The 20,119-nt window shown below is 39.5% G+C and carries 13 protein-coding genes; 8 read left to right on the forward strand and 5 right to left on the reverse strand.

Going from position 1 to position 20,119, the window contains the following annotated elements; genetic code table 11:
- Positions 1-203: 203 nt before the first annotated feature.
- The 3 genes from galK to Q0Q99_RS04700 all read right to left on the reverse strand — a co-directional run bounded on the left by galK (position 204) and on the right by Q0Q99_RS04700 (position 3,632).
- Positions 204-1,463, reverse strand: coding sequence for a galactokinase (gene galK / locus Q0Q99_RS04690; protein ID WP_293892198.1), 1,260 nt, complete (start codon positions 1,461-1,463; stop codon positions 204-206).
- 127 nt (positions 1,464-1,590) lie between these two features.
- A complete protein-coding gene (locus Q0Q99_RS04695; protein WP_293892201.1) occupies positions 1,591-2,589 on the reverse strand; it encodes a glycosyl hydrolase 53 family protein in 999 nt (332 codons plus the stop codon).
- A 2-nt stretch (positions 2,590-2,591) separates the two neighbouring features.
- Complete coding sequence (locus tag Q0Q99_RS04700) at positions 2,592-3,632, reverse strand: aldose epimerase family protein (protein ID WP_293892204.1); 1,041 nt, start codon at positions 3,630-3,632, stop codon at positions 2,592-2,594.
- Positions 3,633-3,728: 96 nt separating this feature from the next.
- On the opposite strand from Q0Q99_RS04700, the gene Q0Q99_RS12880 reads away from it, so the two are divergent.
- Both Q0Q99_RS12880 and Q0Q99_RS12885 read left to right on the forward strand, forming a co-directional pair.
- Positions 3,729-4,013: a GntR family transcriptional regulator gene (locus tag Q0Q99_RS12880; RefSeq protein WP_367174987.1), complete on the forward strand. Its 285-nt coding sequence runs from the start codon at positions 3,729-3,731 to the stop codon at positions 4,011-4,013.
- 146 nt (positions 4,014-4,159) lie between these two features.
- On the forward strand, positions 4,160-4,726 hold the full coding sequence (locus tag Q0Q99_RS12885) for a substrate-binding domain-containing protein (protein WP_367174988.1): 567 nt from the start codon (positions 4,160-4,162) through the stop codon (positions 4,724-4,726).
- 54 nt (positions 4,727-4,780) lie between these two features.
- Here the strand turns inward: Q0Q99_RS12885 and Q0Q99_RS04710 are convergent, their stop codons facing one another.
- Positions 4,781-6,802, reverse strand: coding sequence for a M13-type metalloendopeptidase (locus tag Q0Q99_RS04710; protein ID WP_293892206.1), 2,022 nt, complete (start codon positions 6,800-6,802; stop codon positions 4,781-4,783).
- Positions 6,803-7,047: 245 nt separating this feature from the next.
- On the opposite strand from Q0Q99_RS04710, the gene Q0Q99_RS04715 reads away from it, so the two are divergent.
- From Q0Q99_RS04715 to Q0Q99_RS12890, 3 genes are all read left to right on the forward strand, one after another.
- Positions 7,048-14,103, forward strand: coding sequence for a PKD domain-containing protein (locus Q0Q99_RS04715; protein ID WP_293892208.1), 7,056 nt, complete (start codon positions 7,048-7,050; stop codon positions 14,101-14,103).
- Positions 14,104-14,115: 12 nt separating this feature from the next.
- Complete coding sequence (locus Q0Q99_RS04720; RefSeq protein WP_293892209.1) at positions 14,116-15,144, forward strand: PorP/SprF family type IX secretion system membrane protein; 1,029 nt, start codon at positions 14,116-14,118, stop codon at positions 15,142-15,144.
- A 134-nt stretch (positions 15,145-15,278) separates the two neighbouring features.
- Positions 15,279-15,515, forward strand: a complete 237-nt coding sequence (locus Q0Q99_RS12890) for a DUF5763 domain-containing protein (protein ID WP_367174992.1) — start codon at positions 15,279-15,281, stop codon at positions 15,513-15,515.
- 32 nt (positions 15,516-15,547) lie between these two features.
- On the opposite strand, the gene Q0Q99_RS04725 is transcribed toward Q0Q99_RS12890, so the two are convergent.
- Positions 15,548-16,273: a hypothetical protein gene (locus tag Q0Q99_RS04725; RefSeq protein ID WP_293892212.1), complete on the reverse strand. Its 726-nt coding sequence runs from the start codon at positions 16,271-16,273 to the stop codon at positions 15,548-15,550.
- Positions 16,274-16,667: 394 nt separating this feature from the next.
- Here Q0Q99_RS04725 and deoC point away from each other — a divergent pair, with 394 nt between their 5' ends.
- From deoC to Q0Q99_RS04740, 3 genes are read left to right on the forward strand one after another with little or no spacing between them, the layout of a single operon-like run.
- Positions 16,668-17,570 carry a deoxyribose-phosphate aldolase gene (gene deoC / locus Q0Q99_RS04730; protein WP_293892215.1) on the forward strand — a complete coding sequence of 301 codons (903 nt, stop codon included), beginning with the start codon at positions 16,668-16,670 and terminating at the stop codon, positions 17,568-17,570.
- Positions 17,571-17,575: 5 nt separating this feature from the next.
- On the forward strand, positions 17,576-19,042 hold the full coding sequence (locus Q0Q99_RS04735; protein ID WP_293892217.1) for an aldehyde dehydrogenase family protein: 1,467 nt from the start codon (positions 17,576-17,578) through the stop codon (positions 19,040-19,042).
- Between the two features lie 11 nt (positions 19,043-19,053).
- On the forward strand, positions 19,054-19,935 hold the full coding sequence (locus tag Q0Q99_RS04740; RefSeq protein ID WP_293892220.1) for an aldehyde dehydrogenase family protein: 882 nt from the start codon (positions 19,054-19,056) through the stop codon (positions 19,933-19,935).
- Positions 19,936-20,119 lie beyond the last annotated feature (184 nt).

The following is a 20,119-nucleotide window of genomic DNA, read 5'->3' on the forward strand; positions in this document are numbered from 1 at the left end:
TCTAAAACTCTAAAATAATTTTTTACTATATTTGACATAGATATTGGTTTGTTTGGCGACATCAAGATACTGAATTTCAGTATCTTGACCAATATCTAATCAATTTATTTTACTTCAAATAATTACACCCAACGGGTTAAGGTAATTAAGTCTTAATGACACGAGCATTGCTAACTGGCGAAGCAAACTTAATCTCTTAATGGTTAAAGAATATTATTTTTATATTGAGTTGTTCCTTTTGAGATTTTTACTTTGTAAGCTTTTAGTTCGATACCAAAAGTGTCTGCGTAGCGTCCAGAAATAGTTTTAATTAGTGCTTCTTCGGTTCCTTTTTCAACTAAGTTAATTGAACAGCCGCCAAAACCCCCGCCCATCATCCGGGAACCTAAAACGGTTTTTTCATGTTGAACGGCATCGACTAAAAAGTCAATTTCTTTGCAACTCACTTCGTATTCTTTTGATAAACCTTGATGCGTTTCCGACATCAATTCACCTAGTTTTTTAAAATCTGATTCTGATAAAGCGGCGGCCGCATCCTGAACACGTTGAATTTCCCTGACTACAAAATGACAGCGTTTAAAAATAGTTTCGCCTAATTGGTCCTTCAGTTTCAAAACCATTATTTCATCACAATCACGAAACGTTTTTACCATAGGGAAATGTTCTTTAATAATCCTCAAGCCTTGCTCTACTTCCTGTCTGCGTACATTATAACCCGAAGTTAAATGCGTATGTTTTACATTGCTGTCTAATAAAAGTAACGAATATTTCTTGAAGTCGGCTTTGTAATATTCATATTCCAGTGAATTGCAATCAAGTTTGATGACTTTGTTTTTTTTGCCAAAAACCGAAGCAAATTGATCCATAATCCCACACTTTACGCCTACAAATGTGTGTTCTGATTTTTGTCCAATTAGGGCGATTTTCTCTTTGGTTAAACCCAAATCAAACAACGTATTCATCGCATAACCAATTCCACATTCAAGAGCTGCCGAAGAAGAAAGTCCGGCTCCCATAGGAATGGTACTGCTGAAAACAATATTGAAGCCTTGTGCCAATCCATGCGTATTTTTTAGCTGGCTCAATACGCCCAAAATATAATTGGCCCACATCGTATCGACAGGCTCAAGTTCGTCTTTCAGATTAAATTTGTAGGTTTCGTTGAGATCCATCGCAATAAGATTACACTCGCTGTTTTGATTTTTGGAAATGGCAAAGCAAATGTACTTGTTGATGGCAGCGGGCATTACAAAACCGTCGTTATAGTCAACGTGTTCACCAATTATATTGATTCTCCCCGGGGAAAGAAAAATGTATTGAGGTTGCGTATGAAACAACTTTTCAAAATGCTCTGAAGTAGGTTGAATTAATTTCTTTTTACTCACAACTTTAAAGTGTTTTTTTTGTGTTCGTGAATCTTCGATGATTTGCTGAATTCCCAAAATGGAACTTCCAATCTTCATCGAGACTTATTTTAGCTTTGCTCCGTTCGGCTTCGGCTCGGGTGCTCGGGTCTTTTGTGCATTTGCTAAAGCAAACGACAAAAACAAGAAACAAATAAGAATCGATTTTTTATACATCTTTAGTAATTTATTCTTTAAAAGCATCCAATGCGGGCGAAGGTTTTCCGTCCGCTTGCCAAGCACTTAAGTTATAATGGCTCCAGCTTCTTGCGCCTTCCGGTTCCCAATATAATACGCCAATCCCTTTGTGATTCGGAACGTTCTTCGCGGCTTTAATCGCGGTGGCCAAGAGTTGGTAAGTATTCTCGACTTTGTCATCTTCGCCGCCAATTTCTACAATCATAACTTCTTTGCCGTAGCGTTTTGCCATGTCGTTTAAATTGGATTCTAATTCGGCGATGACTTCAGTATAATCTTTTTTAATCCAAAACGGATAATACGAAAGACCGATTACATCATAACGTACTTTTTGTGCGGTAGCATTATCAAAGAACTTCCTAAATTTGGCATTGTTATTTCCTTCGTCTACGTGCACAATAACTTTTATTTTTTTGTCCACGGCTTTTACTGCATCATAACCTTTGTTTAATAATTGTCCCAGTTGTTGCCAATTATCGGTGCTGCCATCAGGCCATAGCATTCCTACTGGGATTTCGTTTCCAATCTGAACCCATTCCGGAGTTACGCCAGCTTTTTTTAGAGCAGAAATCACATCAAAAGTGTGATTATAAACATCGTTTAATAATTCGGGAAAAGAATGATTTTTCCAGGCTTTCGGTTTATATTGCTTTGTCGGATCGGCCCAGGAATCAGAATAATGGAAGTCAATCATAACGCGCATTCCCATTTTTTGTGCACGCAAAGCCATAACTACGGTTTCTTCCTTACTACAATGTCCGCTTGCTTTATCATCATTTGGATTCACCCAAACGCGTAAGCGAATTGAATTCATTCCGCGGTCTTTCAGTAATTGCAGACAATCTTTTTCTTTGCCATCTGCATCATAAAATTTGTAACCGGTAGCTTCCATTTGAGGCAGCCAGCCTACATCCGCGCCTTTGGCAAAAGGTTTATTCTGGCTGAAGCCAAATGTCGAAAAAAGCAATAATAAAAGAAATTTATTCACGATTATAAATTTTCAAATTTGAATGTAGTTTGATGATGATATATTTCTCCTTTTTTCAAAACAGAATTTGGAAAATGAGCATGATTTGGAGCATCAGGAAAATTTTGTGTCTCAAAACAAATGCCACTGTTTGTGTGATAATCTGCATTTTCCCTTCCTTTGATCCTGCCGAAACAGTTTCCTCCCACATAAATATGCACCGCAGGCTGATTGGTTATAACAGACAATTTTAGTTTATTTTTTTCACTAATGAGCGTGGCTGCATCCCGCCCTTCCACAACAAACGTAGTGTCTATGGAAATTGGCGGTGGTTTTTCTTCATCAAAATCAAAAGCATGATTTTTCAGGTCAATAAAATTCCCTGACGGAATAAGCTTTTCATTCATTTCTAATATTTGTTTCGAATTAATGACAAGTTTTTGATCTGAAATACTGTTCAAATGTCCGTCAAGATTAAAATAACTGTGCTGCGTTAAATTGACAATGGTATCTTCTGATGCGGTAGCAGTAAATCTGACTTGGAGTTCATTCTCTTCTGTCAAAGTATACGTAACCTGAACTGTCAATTCTCCCGGATAGTTTTCTTCATTGTTTTTGCTGATATATTCTAACGTAATGGACGGATTCTCCTCTGATGAAATTGAAATAACTTTCCAAAGTTTTCTGCTAAATCCTAAAAATCCACCATGCAGATGGTGTTCGCCATGATTTTTGTTTAGGAAGTATTGTTTCCCGTTCAATGAAAATTCTCCGTTGTTTATCCGTCCTGCATAGCGCCCGGCAACGGTTCCAAAATAAGGTGGACTCGACAGAGAATAGGAATTGATATAATCCTCCAACGTATCAAAGCCCAAAACAATATCAATTTTTTCGCCATTGACCAAAGGGATTTTTAGCGCCATTATCGTCGCGCCGTAATCCATAACCTTGAGTTCAGCGCCTTTTTTATTAACCAGCGTGCGGCAAAAAACCTGACCTTCGTCCGGTACTGAACCCAGTAATGTTGCATTTGCGGTATCCATATGTAAATTATCTGAAAGCATCTTATTTTTATAAACTACTAAAAGTATAAAACATTATAATGCGACCACACCAGTACCTACCGGTTTTTCCGTATCTTCCCACCAGTTATTATGATTATGAAAATAATAAACATAGAAAACCAATCGGGGACACCCAAATACAAACAGATTGTTTCGTCCGTAGAAATAGCCATCGCGGAAAACCGGTTGCAAAAGGGCGACAGATTGCCTTCGGTAAATAAAGTCAGCTTAGAGTTTTCGATTTCAAGAGATACGGTTTTACTAGCTTATGACGAGCTCAAAAAAAGAGGAATTGTTTTCGCCATTTTAGGCAAAGGATATTACATCAAAAGCGTTGAGTTTAGTTTTGAGCAGAGGATTTTTTGTTGTTTGATGAACTGAATTCTTTTAAAGAGGATATTTATAATTCCTTTAAGGAAGAAATAAATAACGTTGCTCAAATTGATATTTTTTTTCATCATTTTAATATTGAGATGTTCAAAAAACTTGTTTCTGAAAGCAACGGTAATTATTCAAAATATATCATAATGCCAACAAACTTGACTGGTACAGCTTCCATAATCAAAACCTTACCGAAGCAGGATGTTTACATTTTGGATCAAACCAACAACGGCTTAAATGATTTCCCATCGGTTCATCAGAGTTTTTCAAAAGATATTTATGCTGCTTTGCAGAAAGGTAAATTACTCTTGTCAAAATACAAAAAAATGATTTTGATTTTCCCCGGAGATAAAGAACCTTTGGGAATGGTAGATGGATTTACCAAGTTTTGTAATGACGCAGCATTTGAAAACGAAATTATAACCGGTTTTGAGGAAAACACAATTCACAAAGGCGAGGTTTTTATTATTCCAACCGACAGACATTTGGTAAACGTAATTGAACAGGCAAAAAGGCAAGATTTAATCATTGGGAAAGATTTCGGAATCATATCCTATAACGATACGCCTTTAAAAAAAGTAGTCGAAAATGGAATAACTACAATTTCAACAGACTTCAAAGTAATGGGAAAAACGTTAGCTGCAATGGTATTAAATTCAGGAAAAGAACAAATAGAAAACCCTTCCGATTTAATAATCAGAAATTCGCTTTAAATAAAAAAAGCCCAACCTCGTTGATGAGATTGGGCTTCCAATATTTTTAAAATACTACCAAATCTTAACCCGCTTTTCCGGAGCAAGATATAACGAATCCGTTGGTTTGATCTTGAATGCTTCATAGAATTCAGGCACGTTTCTAACAACACCATTAATCCTGAATTTAGCTGGTGAATGTGGATCGCCTGCAATTTGGCTGCGAACTGCTTCTTCACGCGCTTTTTCTCCCCATACTTGTCCCCAACCCAGAAATACTCGTTGCATGCCTGTAAACCCATCCAATACAGGTGCTTCTTTTCCGCCAAGGCTTTCTTTATAGGCTTTGATGGCAATACTTAGTCCACCCAAATCCCCAATGTTTTCACCAAGCGTATATGCTCCGTTTACATTTAAATCCGAGAATGCTTTAAATCCGCTGTATTGCGCTACCAACGCACCTGTTTTAGCTTTGAATGCCGTCAGATCGGTTGCGGTCCACCAGTTTTTCATTACTCCCGCACCATCATAAGCGCTTCCCTGGTCATCGAATCCGTGACCGATTTCGTGACCAATTACCGCTCCGATACCACCATAATTTACAGCATCATCAGCTTTTAAGTTAAAGAAAGGCGGTTGTAGGATTGCTGCAGGAAATACGATTTCGTTAAGCGATGGATTGTAATAAGCGTTCACCGTTTGTGGCGTCATGCCCCATTCGGTTCTGTCAACAGGCTTTCCTAATTTGTTTAGGTTTCTTTGGTATTCAAATTCGTTTGCTCTTACGGCATTGCCATACAAGTCATTTTTGGCAACCTTCAAACTGGAGTAGTCTCTCCATTTATCCGGATACCCAATTTTTATCATGAATTTATCAACTTTCGCTAAGGCTTGCTTTTTGGTATCGGCACTCATCCAGTCTAATTTCTTAATGCTTTCAGCGTAGGCTTTCAATAGGTTTTTAACCAAGGTTACCATACGTTCTTTCGCTTCAGGAGAAAAGTGTTTTTCAACATAAACTTTGCCTACCATTTCTCCCATTGCGCCATTAACAGCGTTTACACCACGCTTCCAGTCTTCCTGTTGTTTCTCAACGCCATACAATGTCTTACTATAAAACTCAAAACTCTGCTTGTCTAATGCCGAGTTTAATCGGTTAGCATTTCGGTTAATTAATCCCCATTTAAGATAGATTTTCCAGGTGTCGAGCGGTGTATTCTTGATGATATTGTTTAAGTTTTTTGTATTCTCAACCTGTGATATGATGATTGATTTTTCTTTATCCATACCAGCAGTTTTAAGCAAAGCAGCCCAATCAAAATCGGGCATCAGGGTCTTTAAATCGGCCGTATTGTATTTGTTGTAAAGCTTTACAACATCACGCGTGTCTTCTTTTTTCATGTGAGTTGAAGCTATGGTAGTTTCAAGTGCCATGATTTTAGCAGCACTTCCGGCAGGGTCCGCAATGCTACATAACTGCAACATCTTCTCAATATGGGCTACATATTTTTTACGGATGTCCATCATCTTCGCGTCCGTTGAGGTATAGTATTCTCTTTCAGGAAGTCCTATTCCGGACTGCCATGTGGTAAGGGCATACTCATTTGGGTTTTTGGAATCCTGATTGACAAATATGCTAATCGGAACCGTTACTCCAGTTCGGTTCGAAGCGCCAAAATAAGCGGCCAGAGCACTATAATCCGCAATCGCATCAATGGCTTTTATATCACCCTGAATAGGAGTTATACCTTTAGCATCCCGATCTTTTCTATTCATAAAAGAGGCGTAGTAATCACCTATTTTTTGTTCGTCGCTGCCTTCCGCGTTATCGCTTTTGGCAGCATTTTCAATAATAGCTTTTACATCTACAAGCGATTGGTCATACAGCATATCAAAAGCACCATAAGAGGCTTTGTCTGCAGGAATTTTGGTGTTTTTATACCAGATACCATTTACATAATCGGCGAAGTTGTCGCCGGGATTTACTTTGGTATCCATGTTTTTTTTATCGATACCCGAAGTAAGCTGTTCTTCTTTTTTAGCACAGGAAGCCATTACGACTGCCGCGGCAATAATAGAGATTTTAATGTTCTTCATTATACATTTTGGTTGATTAACCCGCTAAAGGTAATAAATAATAATAACGGATTTAAGTTAATTGAATGGTTAGACTGCGGCGTGGGTGGTTTGTTACATTTATGAAGTTTTAATATTAATTAGATATGCGCTTCAGCGCATTTATTTGTTTTTTAACGATTAAAACTCGCGCTTTGACGATTATTTATGTGTTATTTTTAATATTGTAACGTTTGAATAATTCCTAATGTAATTCACTTTTGAAAATGGGGAAACATCTGAAAATAAGTGACAAAAAAATATTGCCTTTATATCATTTGGATTTTTTATTAAAGTTCAGGAAGGATGTGATCAGCAAGTTTCCAAAGGCTAGCTTCCTTGTTTTAGTATTGTTGTGCGGTCAGTATGGGTTTGCCACAAGTCTGCTAGTACCTTCCGCAACCATTTCAGGAAGTACTACGGTTTGTCAGAACGCTGCAAGCCCTTTAATAACTTTTACAGGAAGCGGAGGGACAGCACCATATACTTTTATTTATACCGTATCGGGTACCCCTGGAAATCAAACTATTTCAACCACGGCACCAAGTAGTACTGTTACCTTCCCCGCACCAACGAATGCCACGGGTATTTTTACCTACAGTTTGGTTAGTGTTCAGGATTCTTCCCCTCCGCCCAATCCGATTAATGTCACAGGAACTGCTATTATTACAGTTAACGCAGCACCAACAGTCGATTTTACAATTGTTTATAATAATTCTTGTTCCGGAACAATAGTTCAGTTTAATTCGTCTGTCATTGGAAGTGGTTCTTATACGTATTCCTGGGATTTTGGAGATGGTTCTGCTCTTTCGACAGCGGTTAATCCTACACATGCTTTTACATCTCTGGGATGTGGAACCGCTTCTTTTAATGTAACATTAACGATTACAGGTGGTGGTTGTACGGTAACCAGAAGCTATCAGGTTAACGTGAACCAGAAACCTGATATTAGTTTTATCGATCCCAATGCAACAAGTGCAGCGAGTCAATTCAATAATTGTACTGTAGCATCAATTACAAGCACAACATATTCAATAACTGTAGAAAATACATCAGCTTCATCGAGTTGTATAACATCATATTCAGTAAATTGGGGTGATACAACGCCACAAGAAAATAATATTAGCTTTCCAATTTCTCACACATATACGCAACTGGGAGTTTATAATATGACTATAACGGCTATTGGCAATTTTGGATGTAGTAATTCGATAACTTATACTGTTAAAAATATTTCAAATCCATCGGCGGGAGTTCTTAATCCCGGAGGAACTGTAGATATGTGTATCCCGACTCCAATTATTCAATATACAATTGGTAACTGGGCACAAAATTCACCCGGAACAACTTATGCTGTTAATTATGGTGACGGCTCTCCTACTCTTAATTTAGATCAGGCTACAATGGTTGCTTCACCATATTATAACGCAGCTAATCCACTCCTCTCAGCAAATTATCCAATACCATACTCTTACACAACCAATAGTTGTCCCGGTGGTGATTTTATAATAACCTTAGTTGTGACAAATGCATGTCGAAGTACTACTGGAACTGTTGTTGGAGGGAATACAAGGTCAAAGCCTATTGCGAATTTTACAGCCCCTCTAATTGGATGTGTAACTTCTAATATTCTATTTACTAATACGACCACCTTAGGGTATGATAGCGGCTGCGTTAGTAGTACCAGATTTACTTGGAATTTTGGTGATCCTGCAAGTGGTGCTAGTAACGTAATTACAACAGGTTGGGTAACTAGTGCGACGAATGGTAATCATATCTTTTCAGGGACAGGTACTTATACGGTTACACTTACCGCTCAAAACGGATGTGGAACAACTACAAAAACTCAACAAATTTGTATTGAATCGCCATTAATCCCTCTATTTACCATAAATCCTAATTCTGGATGTACTCCATTAATAATTACCCCTGACAATACTACAATCATTACTAATTCTTGCCCAGGTAATCCCACATACCAGTGGAACGTTACATATGCTAGTGGCTTTTGTGGAAGCGTACCAGCAACTTGGAATTATGCTTCTGGAACTACATCTACAACTGCAGAACCAACATTTAATTTTGTCACCCCCGGAACCTATACTATTAGTATGACTATTAATAATTCTTGCGGTTCTGTTACGAGCGGAACCCAAACAGTAACCGTTAAAAAACCACCAACAGTTATTTTGGCTGTCATAAACACTGCCTGCGGTAGCGCCTCCATTACACCTTCAGCTACAGTTACTAATTGCGCACCAATAGGAGGTACATTGACCTACGCCTGGAGTCTTCCCGGCGGAAGCCCTTCTACATCAACCGCTGTAACCCCCGGAACTATTACTTATCCCGCAGGAGGGCCTTATACAGTTTCCCTGGTAGTAACTAATGAATGTGGCCCTTCCAATACTGCCGCACAAACTTTTTCGGTCAATACTGCTCCCGTAATAACCAATAGCAGTTTGAGTCAAACTATCTGTTCTGGCTCATCTACTACTTTGGTAAACTTAACAGCCAATTCTAGTGGTACAACTTTTAGCTGGACAGCGTCTGCTACAACTGGTATAAGCGGATTTACGCCTTCAGGAACAAATACGATTCCAGTTCAAACTATTACCACAACGAATACCTCTCCAGGAACTGTAACTTACACTATTATTCCAACGATTGGGTCAGACCCAGGAGCATGTGCAGGACCTTCTGTAATGTATATTGTCAATGTTAATCCGGCACCAACCATTACGACGCAACCCGCTTCGAGCTCAGTTTGTTTAGGAGGAACTCCAACACCATTAACGGTTGCTTTAAACAGCTCTTCGGTTACACCAACTTATCAATGGTATTCCAATATTTCTAATGCTGCATCAGGAGGGACGTTAATTTCCGGGGCAACTAACGCAACTTACAATCCGCCGGCAACAACCGCAGGAACTTTGTATTATTATTGTATAATATCCTTGTCCTCTGGTGGATGTGCAAGCGTCACCTCTAATGTTGCGACAGTAATTGTCAGTCCCTCACCCACAATAAATACACAACCAACGCCAACACAAGATTTGTGTATAGGTGTTACAATTGCATCTCCTCTAACAGTTTCATATTCTGGGGGAACCGGAACAGCAACATATCAATGGTATAATAATATAAATAATACCACGACTGGAGGCACACCTGTTGGTACAAATTCTCCTAGTTACACACCGCCAGTATTTACCACGGCAGGTACATACTATCACTATGTTACAATTAGTTTGTCTGGAAATAATTGTGGGGCAGCAACCAGTAATGTAGCTCAAATAAATGTTTTTAATGACCCTACTATAACAACCCAACCAACAACAACCCAAACTTTATGTCAGGGAGCAACCCCAACAACATTACAGGTCGTGGCAACTGGCGGGAATGGAGCTTTTTCATATCAGTGGTATAGTAATAACACCAACAATACAACTTCAGGAACAGCAATATCAGGTGCTAATAGTTCAACTTATTTACCTCCAACAACTACAGTGGGAATAAATTTTTATTATTGTATAATATCCCAAACCGCAACATTAGGCTGTAGTGTAACAAGTACGACGGCAGAAGTCATAATTAATGCCTCTCCAACAATTGTAAACCAACCCGTTTCAAGTACTGTTTGCTTGGGTGGGACGCCAACTGTTTTATCTTTAACGTATAGTAATGGAGCTGGTACACCAACCTACCAATGGTACTCGAACACATCTAATAACAATACAACCGGGACGGCAATAAGTGGTGAGACCAATCCAACTTATTCGCCACCCGCAACAACTGTTGGAACTATTTATTATTACTGTACAATTACCTTTTCCGGCATAGTTGGAAGTTGCGCCACAATATCAACAAATACTGCTGATGTAACTATAACAACTGGTTCAACTATCAATCAACAGCCACAACCAACGCAGAGTTTATGTGTTGGAATTACCATTCCAAATCCGCTTACGGTAACATATACTGGCGGAACCGGTACGCCAAGTTATCAATGGTATTCTAATACGACTAATTCTAATGTTGGAGGAACATCTATTCCCGGAGCAACTGGTGTTAACTATTCCCCACCTGTCTATACCTCTTCTGGTAATTATTATTACTATGTAGTAATCAACTTTAGCGGTAGTGGATGTGGAGCAAAAACAAGTACAGTTGCAGAGGTAATTATTGTCAATGATCCAATAATAAATACACAACCCTTGGCAACACAAACAGTTTGTCAAAATACTACAGCTACTATACTAACAGTTGCAACTTCTGGAGGCATAGGAACGACTTATAACTATCAGTGGTATAGCTCCAGTACCAACAACATTACTTCTGGAACTGCTATACCTGGAGAAACCAACAGTACATTCACCCCACTAACAATAACAGCAGGGACAGTGTATTACTATTGCACAATAACGCAGGCTGCAGGTTCAGGCTGCAATGCAACTACCAATACCGCAGAGGTAATTGTAAATGTAGCGCCTACCATTGCTAACCAACCCGCTTCCAGCACGGTCTGTGTGAACGGAACTCCAACACTCCTATCATTAACATATAACAACGGAGTGGGAACTCCAACATACCAATGGTACACAAACACGATAAATTCTAATACAGGAGGAAATATCATTATAGGTGCAACTAACGCAACTTATTCTCCACCAGCCTTAACATCGGGAACGACATACTATTACTGTGTGGTTACTTTCTCAGCATTAACTGGAGGTTGTTCTGTAATAACTACCAATCCAGCTACAGTAATAGTTAATGACAATCCTGTAATATCATCAACAGCTTCAACTATTTGCAGCGCAACAACATTTACGGTTACGCCCGCTAATGGAGGAGGTAATATTGTCCCATCGGGCACAACCTATACATGGTCAAACCCAATAATAAGCCCAACAGCTACGGTAACAGGAGCATCGGCACAACCTACAGCGCAGCCAAACATTAGTCAAACGTTGGTTAATACAACCACAAGTCCATCTACTGTAACTTATACGGTAACTCCTGCTTCCGGAACTTGCGTCGGCGCTAATTTTACGGTAACAGTAACTGTAAATCCAGCAATCAATCCTAATATAGTATTGAATGATAATAGGTGTTTCGGAGTAAATATTGCTTCAATTACAACTAACATTACCGGGGGAATTCCTTTTTCTTCAGGCACACCTTATAATATATCTTGGACAGGTCCAGGTGTGTTTACTTCTACAGCGACGAGTATTTCAAATTTAGCACCAGGGACTTATAACGTGACGATTGCAGATGCAGGCGGATGCCCATTTTCCAACTCGTATACCATCACTGAACCTGCAGATATTATCATTACAGTTGATAATGAAAGTGATGTCACCTGTTACAATGCTGCAAACGGAAGCATTCAAATTACGGTTACCGGGGGAACAGGTAGTTATGTTTACACCTGGACAAAAGGAGGTAGTCCGTATGCCGTAACCGAAGATATTTCTGGTTTGAGTCCCGGAAACTATACTGTTTCAGTTACAGATGCTAATAATTGTGGACCAAGAGCAGCAAGTTTTACTATCACCGAACCCCCGCTTTTAGTATTGAGTTTAGTAAGTCAGACAAATGTCCTTTGCTATGGAGCTTCAACCGGAGCTATAGTAGTAAATGTTACGGGTGGAACCGTTGGTAGTGGTTATGGTTTTTCATGGAGTGGACCTGGTGGATTTACATCCGCCAGTCAAAATCTTTCCGGAATACCGGCAGGCACTTATAATCTGACGGTTACTGATGCTAATGGATGTATAAAAACCTTATCAGTAGTGATTACGCAATCTAACGATATAGTAATTGCGTATACAACGACTCCGATAACCTGTTATGGAGCAAATAATGCTTCAATGACTGTTACATTGTCTGGTGGAAACGCTCCCTATACATTTCAGTGGAGCAATTTGTCGACAAGTTTAATACAAACTAATTTATCAGCAGGGAACTATACCATAACTGTAACCGATAACGTTGGATGTATTAAAACGGCAACTATTGTAATACCGGAAGCTCCTGTTTTTACAGTTAATCCAACTGTATCAAATATTACCTGTTTTGGTGCACATAACGGTAGTATAAATTTAAATCTGACTGGAGGCATTGCACCGGTTGCTTTATCGTGGAGTGATGGCAGCAGCGCGGGGCTTATTCGGAATAATTTAGCCGCAGGAACTTATACAGCAACCATTTCTGATGGAACACCCTGCTATATTGTAAGAACATTTACCATAGTCGAGCCACAAGCTTTGGTTCTTTCGGCTAACCTTACAAATGCATTTAATTGTACTACTGCTAATTCTGGGGCAATTGACTTAATTGTGGCAGGAGGAACACCACCATATACTTATTCATGGTCAAATAGTAGCGCAACAGAGGATTTAAATAATATCACTTCCGGAAACTACCTGGTAACGGTAACCGATGCGAATGGTTGTATCAAAACAGCACAATATTCAATTACAAGACCTGACCCGATTCTAATTAATGTTATAACACAAACCACTTTTGATTGCGCAGCACATTCCGTTAATCAAAACTTTACAGCTCAAGTGTCAGGGGGGATACCTCCATATCAACTTCAATGGTCGAGCGGTACAATTAGCGGGGCAAATAATGAAACAATGCATTCAGATGTAAACGGAACGGTTTTGCTAACCGTAACCGACAGTTATGGCTGTATTGCTACACAAACCGTAGTTGTCGATACGCCGGAACTGGGTTATCCTACTTTTGATCAAACTTCTATTGGATATACTACTTATGGAATTTATTCCATTGGTGATCCAATTCAATTTACAAGCAATATTACAGGTGATTATGTATCGGTTTCCTGGGATTTTGGCGATGGGACTTTTTCTACCGAAGTAAATCCTGTGCATACCTATCTTATCCCAAAGGATTATATAGTTACCCAAACTGTAACGTATCCTTTTGGATGCGTTTATACCCAAACCATTAGTCTTATAATTGAAAAAGGGTATGTTTTAGTTGTGCCTACCGCTTTTACACCAAATAATGATAGGCTAAATGACACCTATCGCCCAGTCACAAAAGGCTTAAAAAATATTGTCCTAGATATATATGATACCTGGGGTTCGCTAATTTATTCCGAAAAAGGCGATGTATTGATCGGTTGGGATTCAAAAATTAAAGGATTTAATGCAGAAAACGGAAATTATTACAGTAAGGTTACTGCTGAAACATTTTATGGTACCATCGTTAATTCAAACCAAACCTTCGTTTTAATTAAATAAGCTGGTATAAAAATGAAATTACGACTTTTTTTGTATTTGCTTATGATTTTTACAACTCTGGAATCCACAGCTCAGGACCCAGTCTTTACACAATATATGCTCGTGCCCGAAACACTTAACCCAGCCTTTACCGGTTTAGCTAATGCATGGAACGCAGGTTTGCTTAATCGTAGGCAATGGCCTGATGGTAATAGGAGAATGGATACCAGATACGGCTATGCAAACAATATGGTTACCGATCAGCTTGCGGTCGGCGGCAATGTCTTAAACCACCATGAAGAATTTACCAATTATAATTATTTTCAATTGAATGGAGCTGTCTCTTATAGAGTCGAGCTCGATTATGACTGGCGACTACGAATGGGAATTGAAGGGGGCTACGGACGTAAAAATTTTAATTTCCGCAATTTATTATTAGAAGATCAAATCAATATTAACGATGGTTCAATTAGTGGTGGGAGTATTGATCCGGGAGTTTTACATGGTACAGACAAGATTGATTTTTTTGATGTTTCCGTTGGCATCGTGGTAGATCAGGAAAATGCCTGGTTCGGTGCAGCCTTAAAACATATTAACCGGCCTGACATTTCTTTTACTGAAACGGGTAATATGCCTTTAGATATGTTTCTGACAGTTCACGGAGGGTATTATTTGACTTTCGAAAGGGCTTCACTGAGATTTTTGCCTGATGATACCGATGTATTGTTTACGTTTAACTACATGAGGCAATCCCAATACAATAGATTAGATATAGGCGGTATGTTGGAAATGCCCATGTTCACTTTTGGAGTAATAACGGCAACTAATCCGGAGCGTAAAAGCGGGAATGGTCATTTTATAACTTCTGTTAATCCCATAGTTTCCATGAAATCGGGCGAATTTACTTTTGGATATTCCTATGATTTAAATATTTCAAAATTAGGTCATACACAAGGAGTACATGAACTCACTCTGACATGGCAGTCCAATCACACTTGTAATCGTTGCGATAATTACAAAGTCAGACTCAAAAGAAATGGTGAAGCGGGTTATACGCATTGACCAACACCAGAATGAATTGAAAAATCATTATGAAGAAATATCTGCTTTACTTTTTATTCATTGCGGTGGCTGCAACCGCACAAAGAATTTACAAAACCCCTTCAGGTTCAAAGTATCACTTAGGTAGTTGCAGGATGGTCGAGAATGTATCTGAGGAAATTTCATATCAACAGGCAGCAGAACTTGGACTGGTTCCATGTAAAATATGCAAACCTACCAAATATCAGTCGTTGGGGTTAACTTCTTCAAATACAGCTAGAGGCCACGATGTAACGGTCCAATGCAAAGGAATCACAAAGAAGGGCACACGTTGCAAACACATGACAAGCATTGCCAACGGTTATTGTTTCCAACATAACCCCGATAAGTAACGCCTGTAAACCAAGATGTTAAATTCCCGGCGCTACCCCACCATCACCACCCTCATCGGACAACACTCCTTACTATTCACATAATGCTTTTCGGTAAAGCGGGTGGTGTTATAAAACTGCAGCTTGGCACATACCAATAGCAGGTATCCTTCGGGGATCGGCTTGCTGGTCCATAACGTTTGGGGAACCACCGCAAAATTGTTTGGTATCGGGATTAACGTATAGTCATCAGGAAAGCCGGTGTTATTGTCAAAATTAGTTGCCAGTACATAAATCAGCAGTTCCGCCTGTTTGGTATTTTGCGCAAACTGCAGTGCCGTCCTAGGATCAAATTCAGGAACGGTCACCACTACCTGCCGCTGTTCATCGAGCATCGCTTCTATTGGCAGTGCAAAATAATCCATAAAAGGCGAGTGGGTGTTGAATTCAAATCCCGCCAAAGTACTCATATCACTGTTTAGCGGAGTGCGTTCGCCTTTGGGTAGCACCGTATTCATTTGTATCGCTGCATACAATTGTCCGTTGAGCCTGCTGTGCATATAACCACCTTCCTCGCCGGCCAAAAAGGAACGCAGTCCATGGCGGAGCCGTTGTCCCCAAAGGCTGCATTGCCTAAACTCCGAGCCCGCCGCTTTTGTGCTTTTTGTCTGCTTAACCGAATCAGGCTTGCTTTGCAGGATCTGCTTGTTGCCTATTTTCTTAAATACTATGTTGCCAATCGCCCCGGTAATTGACTTACTTCTGTCTAATTGCGCCATAATTTCATTATTTTAATTAGAATAATATATGGCTGCCTTACACATATATGATGCCAGACTTTAGTTTGGGTCGTGTTGAATGTGTAAAAGATATAAAGTAAATCTATAGTCGTTCTATAATTTATACTTAATTTATAGAGTTATTATAGACTCACTATAGATTCATTATAGAGTAATGAGGAATCAGGCAACAACAAAATACCCTTTATCCAAAGAGCATGCATGCAGCATCATATATACTGTAGATTAGTAAAAAGTAATATCGATTGGGTATAGATGCGCCCGGTAAACTTTTAAACCTTTAAACCCTTAATCTTTAAACTAATTTATATATTTGTCTGTTCGTGGTGGTTCTACACCAATAATCACCACGGCTTATTAACTACATTTATAAATGAAACAGATTGATTTTTTAAATTCCCCAAGAATAGACCAGGTTGGGATTGAAGATAGGATTGCCCGAATTACTGCCCGAAGCATTAAAAAAGAATCAAAAATGCAAGGCCTGCTTATGGCGCTGAACATGATTGACCTGACTACGCTAGAAGGTGCAGATACCGACGAAAAAGTAAAACAACTTTGCTTCAAAGCACACCATTTGCACGATGATATTCCCGGATTGCCTACTACAGCTGCGGTTTGCGTGTATCCAAACTTTGTCAAACTTGCCGTAAATGAACTTAAAGGAACCGGCGTTAAGGTGGCTTCGGTGGCAACAGCGTTTCCAAGCGGGCAATCGAGTGCTGAAATCAAACTATTGGATACTAAAATGGCCGTTGATGGAGGTGCGGATGAAGTTGACATGGTAATCAGCCGTGGCAAATTCCATAGCGGTGAGTACAATTTTGTTTTTGATGAAATCGCGATGATCAAGGAAGCCTGTGGCAAAAACGTCCGCTTAAAAGTTATCCTTGAAACAGGAGAAATAGGAACCCTAGACAAAGTGCGGCAGGCTAGTGATATTGCGATGTATGCAGGAGCCGATTTTATAAAAACCTCTACCGGGAAGATAAAACCAGCGGCAACGCTACCGGTAACTTTAGTAATGTTGGAAGCAATACGTGACTATTATTATAAAACCGGAATCATGATTGGGATGAAGCCTGCAGGCGGAATTTCGAACTCTAAATTGGCGCTACATTATTTATTAATGGTAAAGGAAACCCTTGGCGGAAAATGGTTAACCAACGAGTACTTCCGATTTGGAGCCAGTAGTTTAGCCAACGATGTATTACTTCAAATAGTAAAACAAAAAACTGGCATTTACCAGTCAAACGATTATTTTTCTAAAGTTTAACCCGAATGAAAAAAACACATACAATAGATTTTAGTTCAGACTGGAAATTAGCTCCGGCACCCGAAAGTACTACACATTTTAAACTAAAGGATACGTACGATTTGTTTATCAATGGCAAGTTCGTTGCACCAAAATCAGGAAAGTATTTCGACACCATAAATCCGGCCAACGAGAAAGTGTTAGCCAAAGTAGCTGAAGCCAATGAAGCCGATATCGATTCTGCAGTAAAAGCGGCACGAAAAGCATACGATACCGTCTGGTCAAAATTATCAGGGAAAGAACGCGGGAAATACATTTATAGAATCGCAAGGATAATACAAGAACGTGCAAGGGAATTTGCAGTTGTAGAAACCTTAAACGGCGGAAAGGCAATCCGCGAATCTCGTGACGTCGATGTTCCTTTGGCAGCAGCACATTTCTTTTATTATGCAGGATGGGCAGATAAGTTGGAATACGCTTTTCCAAACAGAAGGCCACAGGCAATTGGTGTTGCGGGACAAATAATTCCATGGAACTTTCCATTATTAATGGCTGCCTGGAAAATTGCGCCGGCGTTGGCTGCAGGAAATACTGTAGTCATTAAATCATCGGAAACGACTCCACTAACGGCCTATTTATTGGCAGAAGTTATTCAGGAAGCAGGTCTGCCGGCGGGAGTTGTAAATATTGTTTCAGGTGCCGGACTTACAGGCTCACACATCGTAAACCATCCCGATGTTGATAAGATTGCTTTTACTGGGTCTACAGCTGTGGGTAAAATAATCATGAAAGCAATTGCGGGAACTCCGAAAAAATCCACAATGGAATTGGGAGGAAAAGCCGCCAACATCATTTTTGAAGATGCTGCTTTAGACCAGGCAGTGGAAGGAATTGTAAACGGAATCTTCTTCAACCAGGGACATGTCTGCTGTGCAGGTTCGCGTCTTTATGTTCAGGAATCGGTATTTGATACTGTCGTTCAGAAATTAAAAGACCGAATGAATTCGTTACACGTTGGCGATCCATTGGATAAAAATACTGATATAGGTGCTATCAACTCCAAAAAACAATTAGACACCATCGCCAAATATATCGAAATAGGAAAAAGCGAAGGTGCCGAAATGTACCAGCCAGCTTGTGACTTACCATCAAAAGGGTATTGGTGCAGGCCAACGCTTTTCACCAAGGTAAGCCAGTCCAACAGGATTGCTCAGGAAGAAATCTTCGGGCCGGTTCTCGCAATCCAAACTTTCAGAACGGTTGATGAAGTTATCGAAAAAGCAAACAATACACCATACGGATTATCTGCGGGAGTGTGGACAGATAAAGGTTCAAAAATCTTTAACATGACGTCACAAATGCGTGCCGGAGTGGTTTGGGCAAACACCTTTAACAAGTTCGATCCGGCGTCTCCATTTGGAGGTTATAAAGAAAGTGGCCATGGAAGGGAAGGCGGAATTCCCGGATTGGAAGCGTATTTAAAATTTGAATAAAAAGTATCATCATGTCAAGAATAGAAGTTTTGAAAACCTATAAAATATATATCGGCGGAAGTTTTCCAAGAACCGAATCGGGGCGTTATTATCCGCTTGTTGTCAATAAGAAAACGGTGGCTAACATGTGCCTGTCCTCTGTAAAGGATTTTAGGAATGCCGTTGTAGCTGCACGGAATGCACAAGGTGGATGGTCACACAAAACAGCTTACAACCGCAATCAGATTCTGTATAGGATTGCAGAAGTTCTCGAAGGAAGAAAAGCACAGTTTGTTTCTGAATTAGAACTACAAGGAATCCCTAAAGCTAAAGCAGAACAAGAGGTAGATTTGAGCATCGATCGCCTAATTTACTATGCCGGCTGGTGTGATAAATACACTCAACTATACAGTAGCGTGAATCCTGTTTCGGGAAGTTTTTTTAATTTTTCCGTACCTGAACCAACCGGAGTTGTGGCAGCTTATGCTCCTCAGCAAAGTGGCTTACTTGGTTTAGTGACACAAATAGCAAGTATCATTTCCGGTGGAAATACTTGCGTGGTTTTGGCATCTGAGCAGTTGGCATTATGCGCTGTTACCTTTGCAGAAGTTTTGGCAACTTCAGATGTTCCGGGCGGTGTGGTTAATATCCTTACCGGAAATCAAACCGAGTTACTGACTCAATTCGCGGCTCATAAAGATGTCAATGCCATTTTGTATTGTGGGAATAATTCAGAAATCATCGCCAAAATTCAGGACTTAGCAATCGAAAACATGAAGCGTGTAGTTCTTCGTGAAGACAGCGATTATTTTGATGACAAGCACGAATCTCCGCATCTGATTTATGATTTCCAGGAAACCAAAACAACCTGGCATCCAATTGAAGTTATTGCTGGTGCTGGTGCAGGATATTAGGATAAAGTTCAAGATTCTGCCACTATTCTAAATTTTTTTAGTAAAATAATTTTTTAACCATTTTACTTATTGTTAAACCATTAAGGGATTAAGAAAATTAAGAAATATAAATCTTAATGAAACTTAATACCTTAAATGGTTTTTTGTGCCTTTTTGTGTTTAATTATATTTAAAAATGAAGACT

Origin of the sequence: Flavobacterium sp. (assembly GCF_025352425.1) — a bacterium.
Taxonomy (GTDB): domain Bacteria; phylum Bacteroidota; class Bacteroidia; order Flavobacteriales; family Flavobacteriaceae; genus Flavobacterium.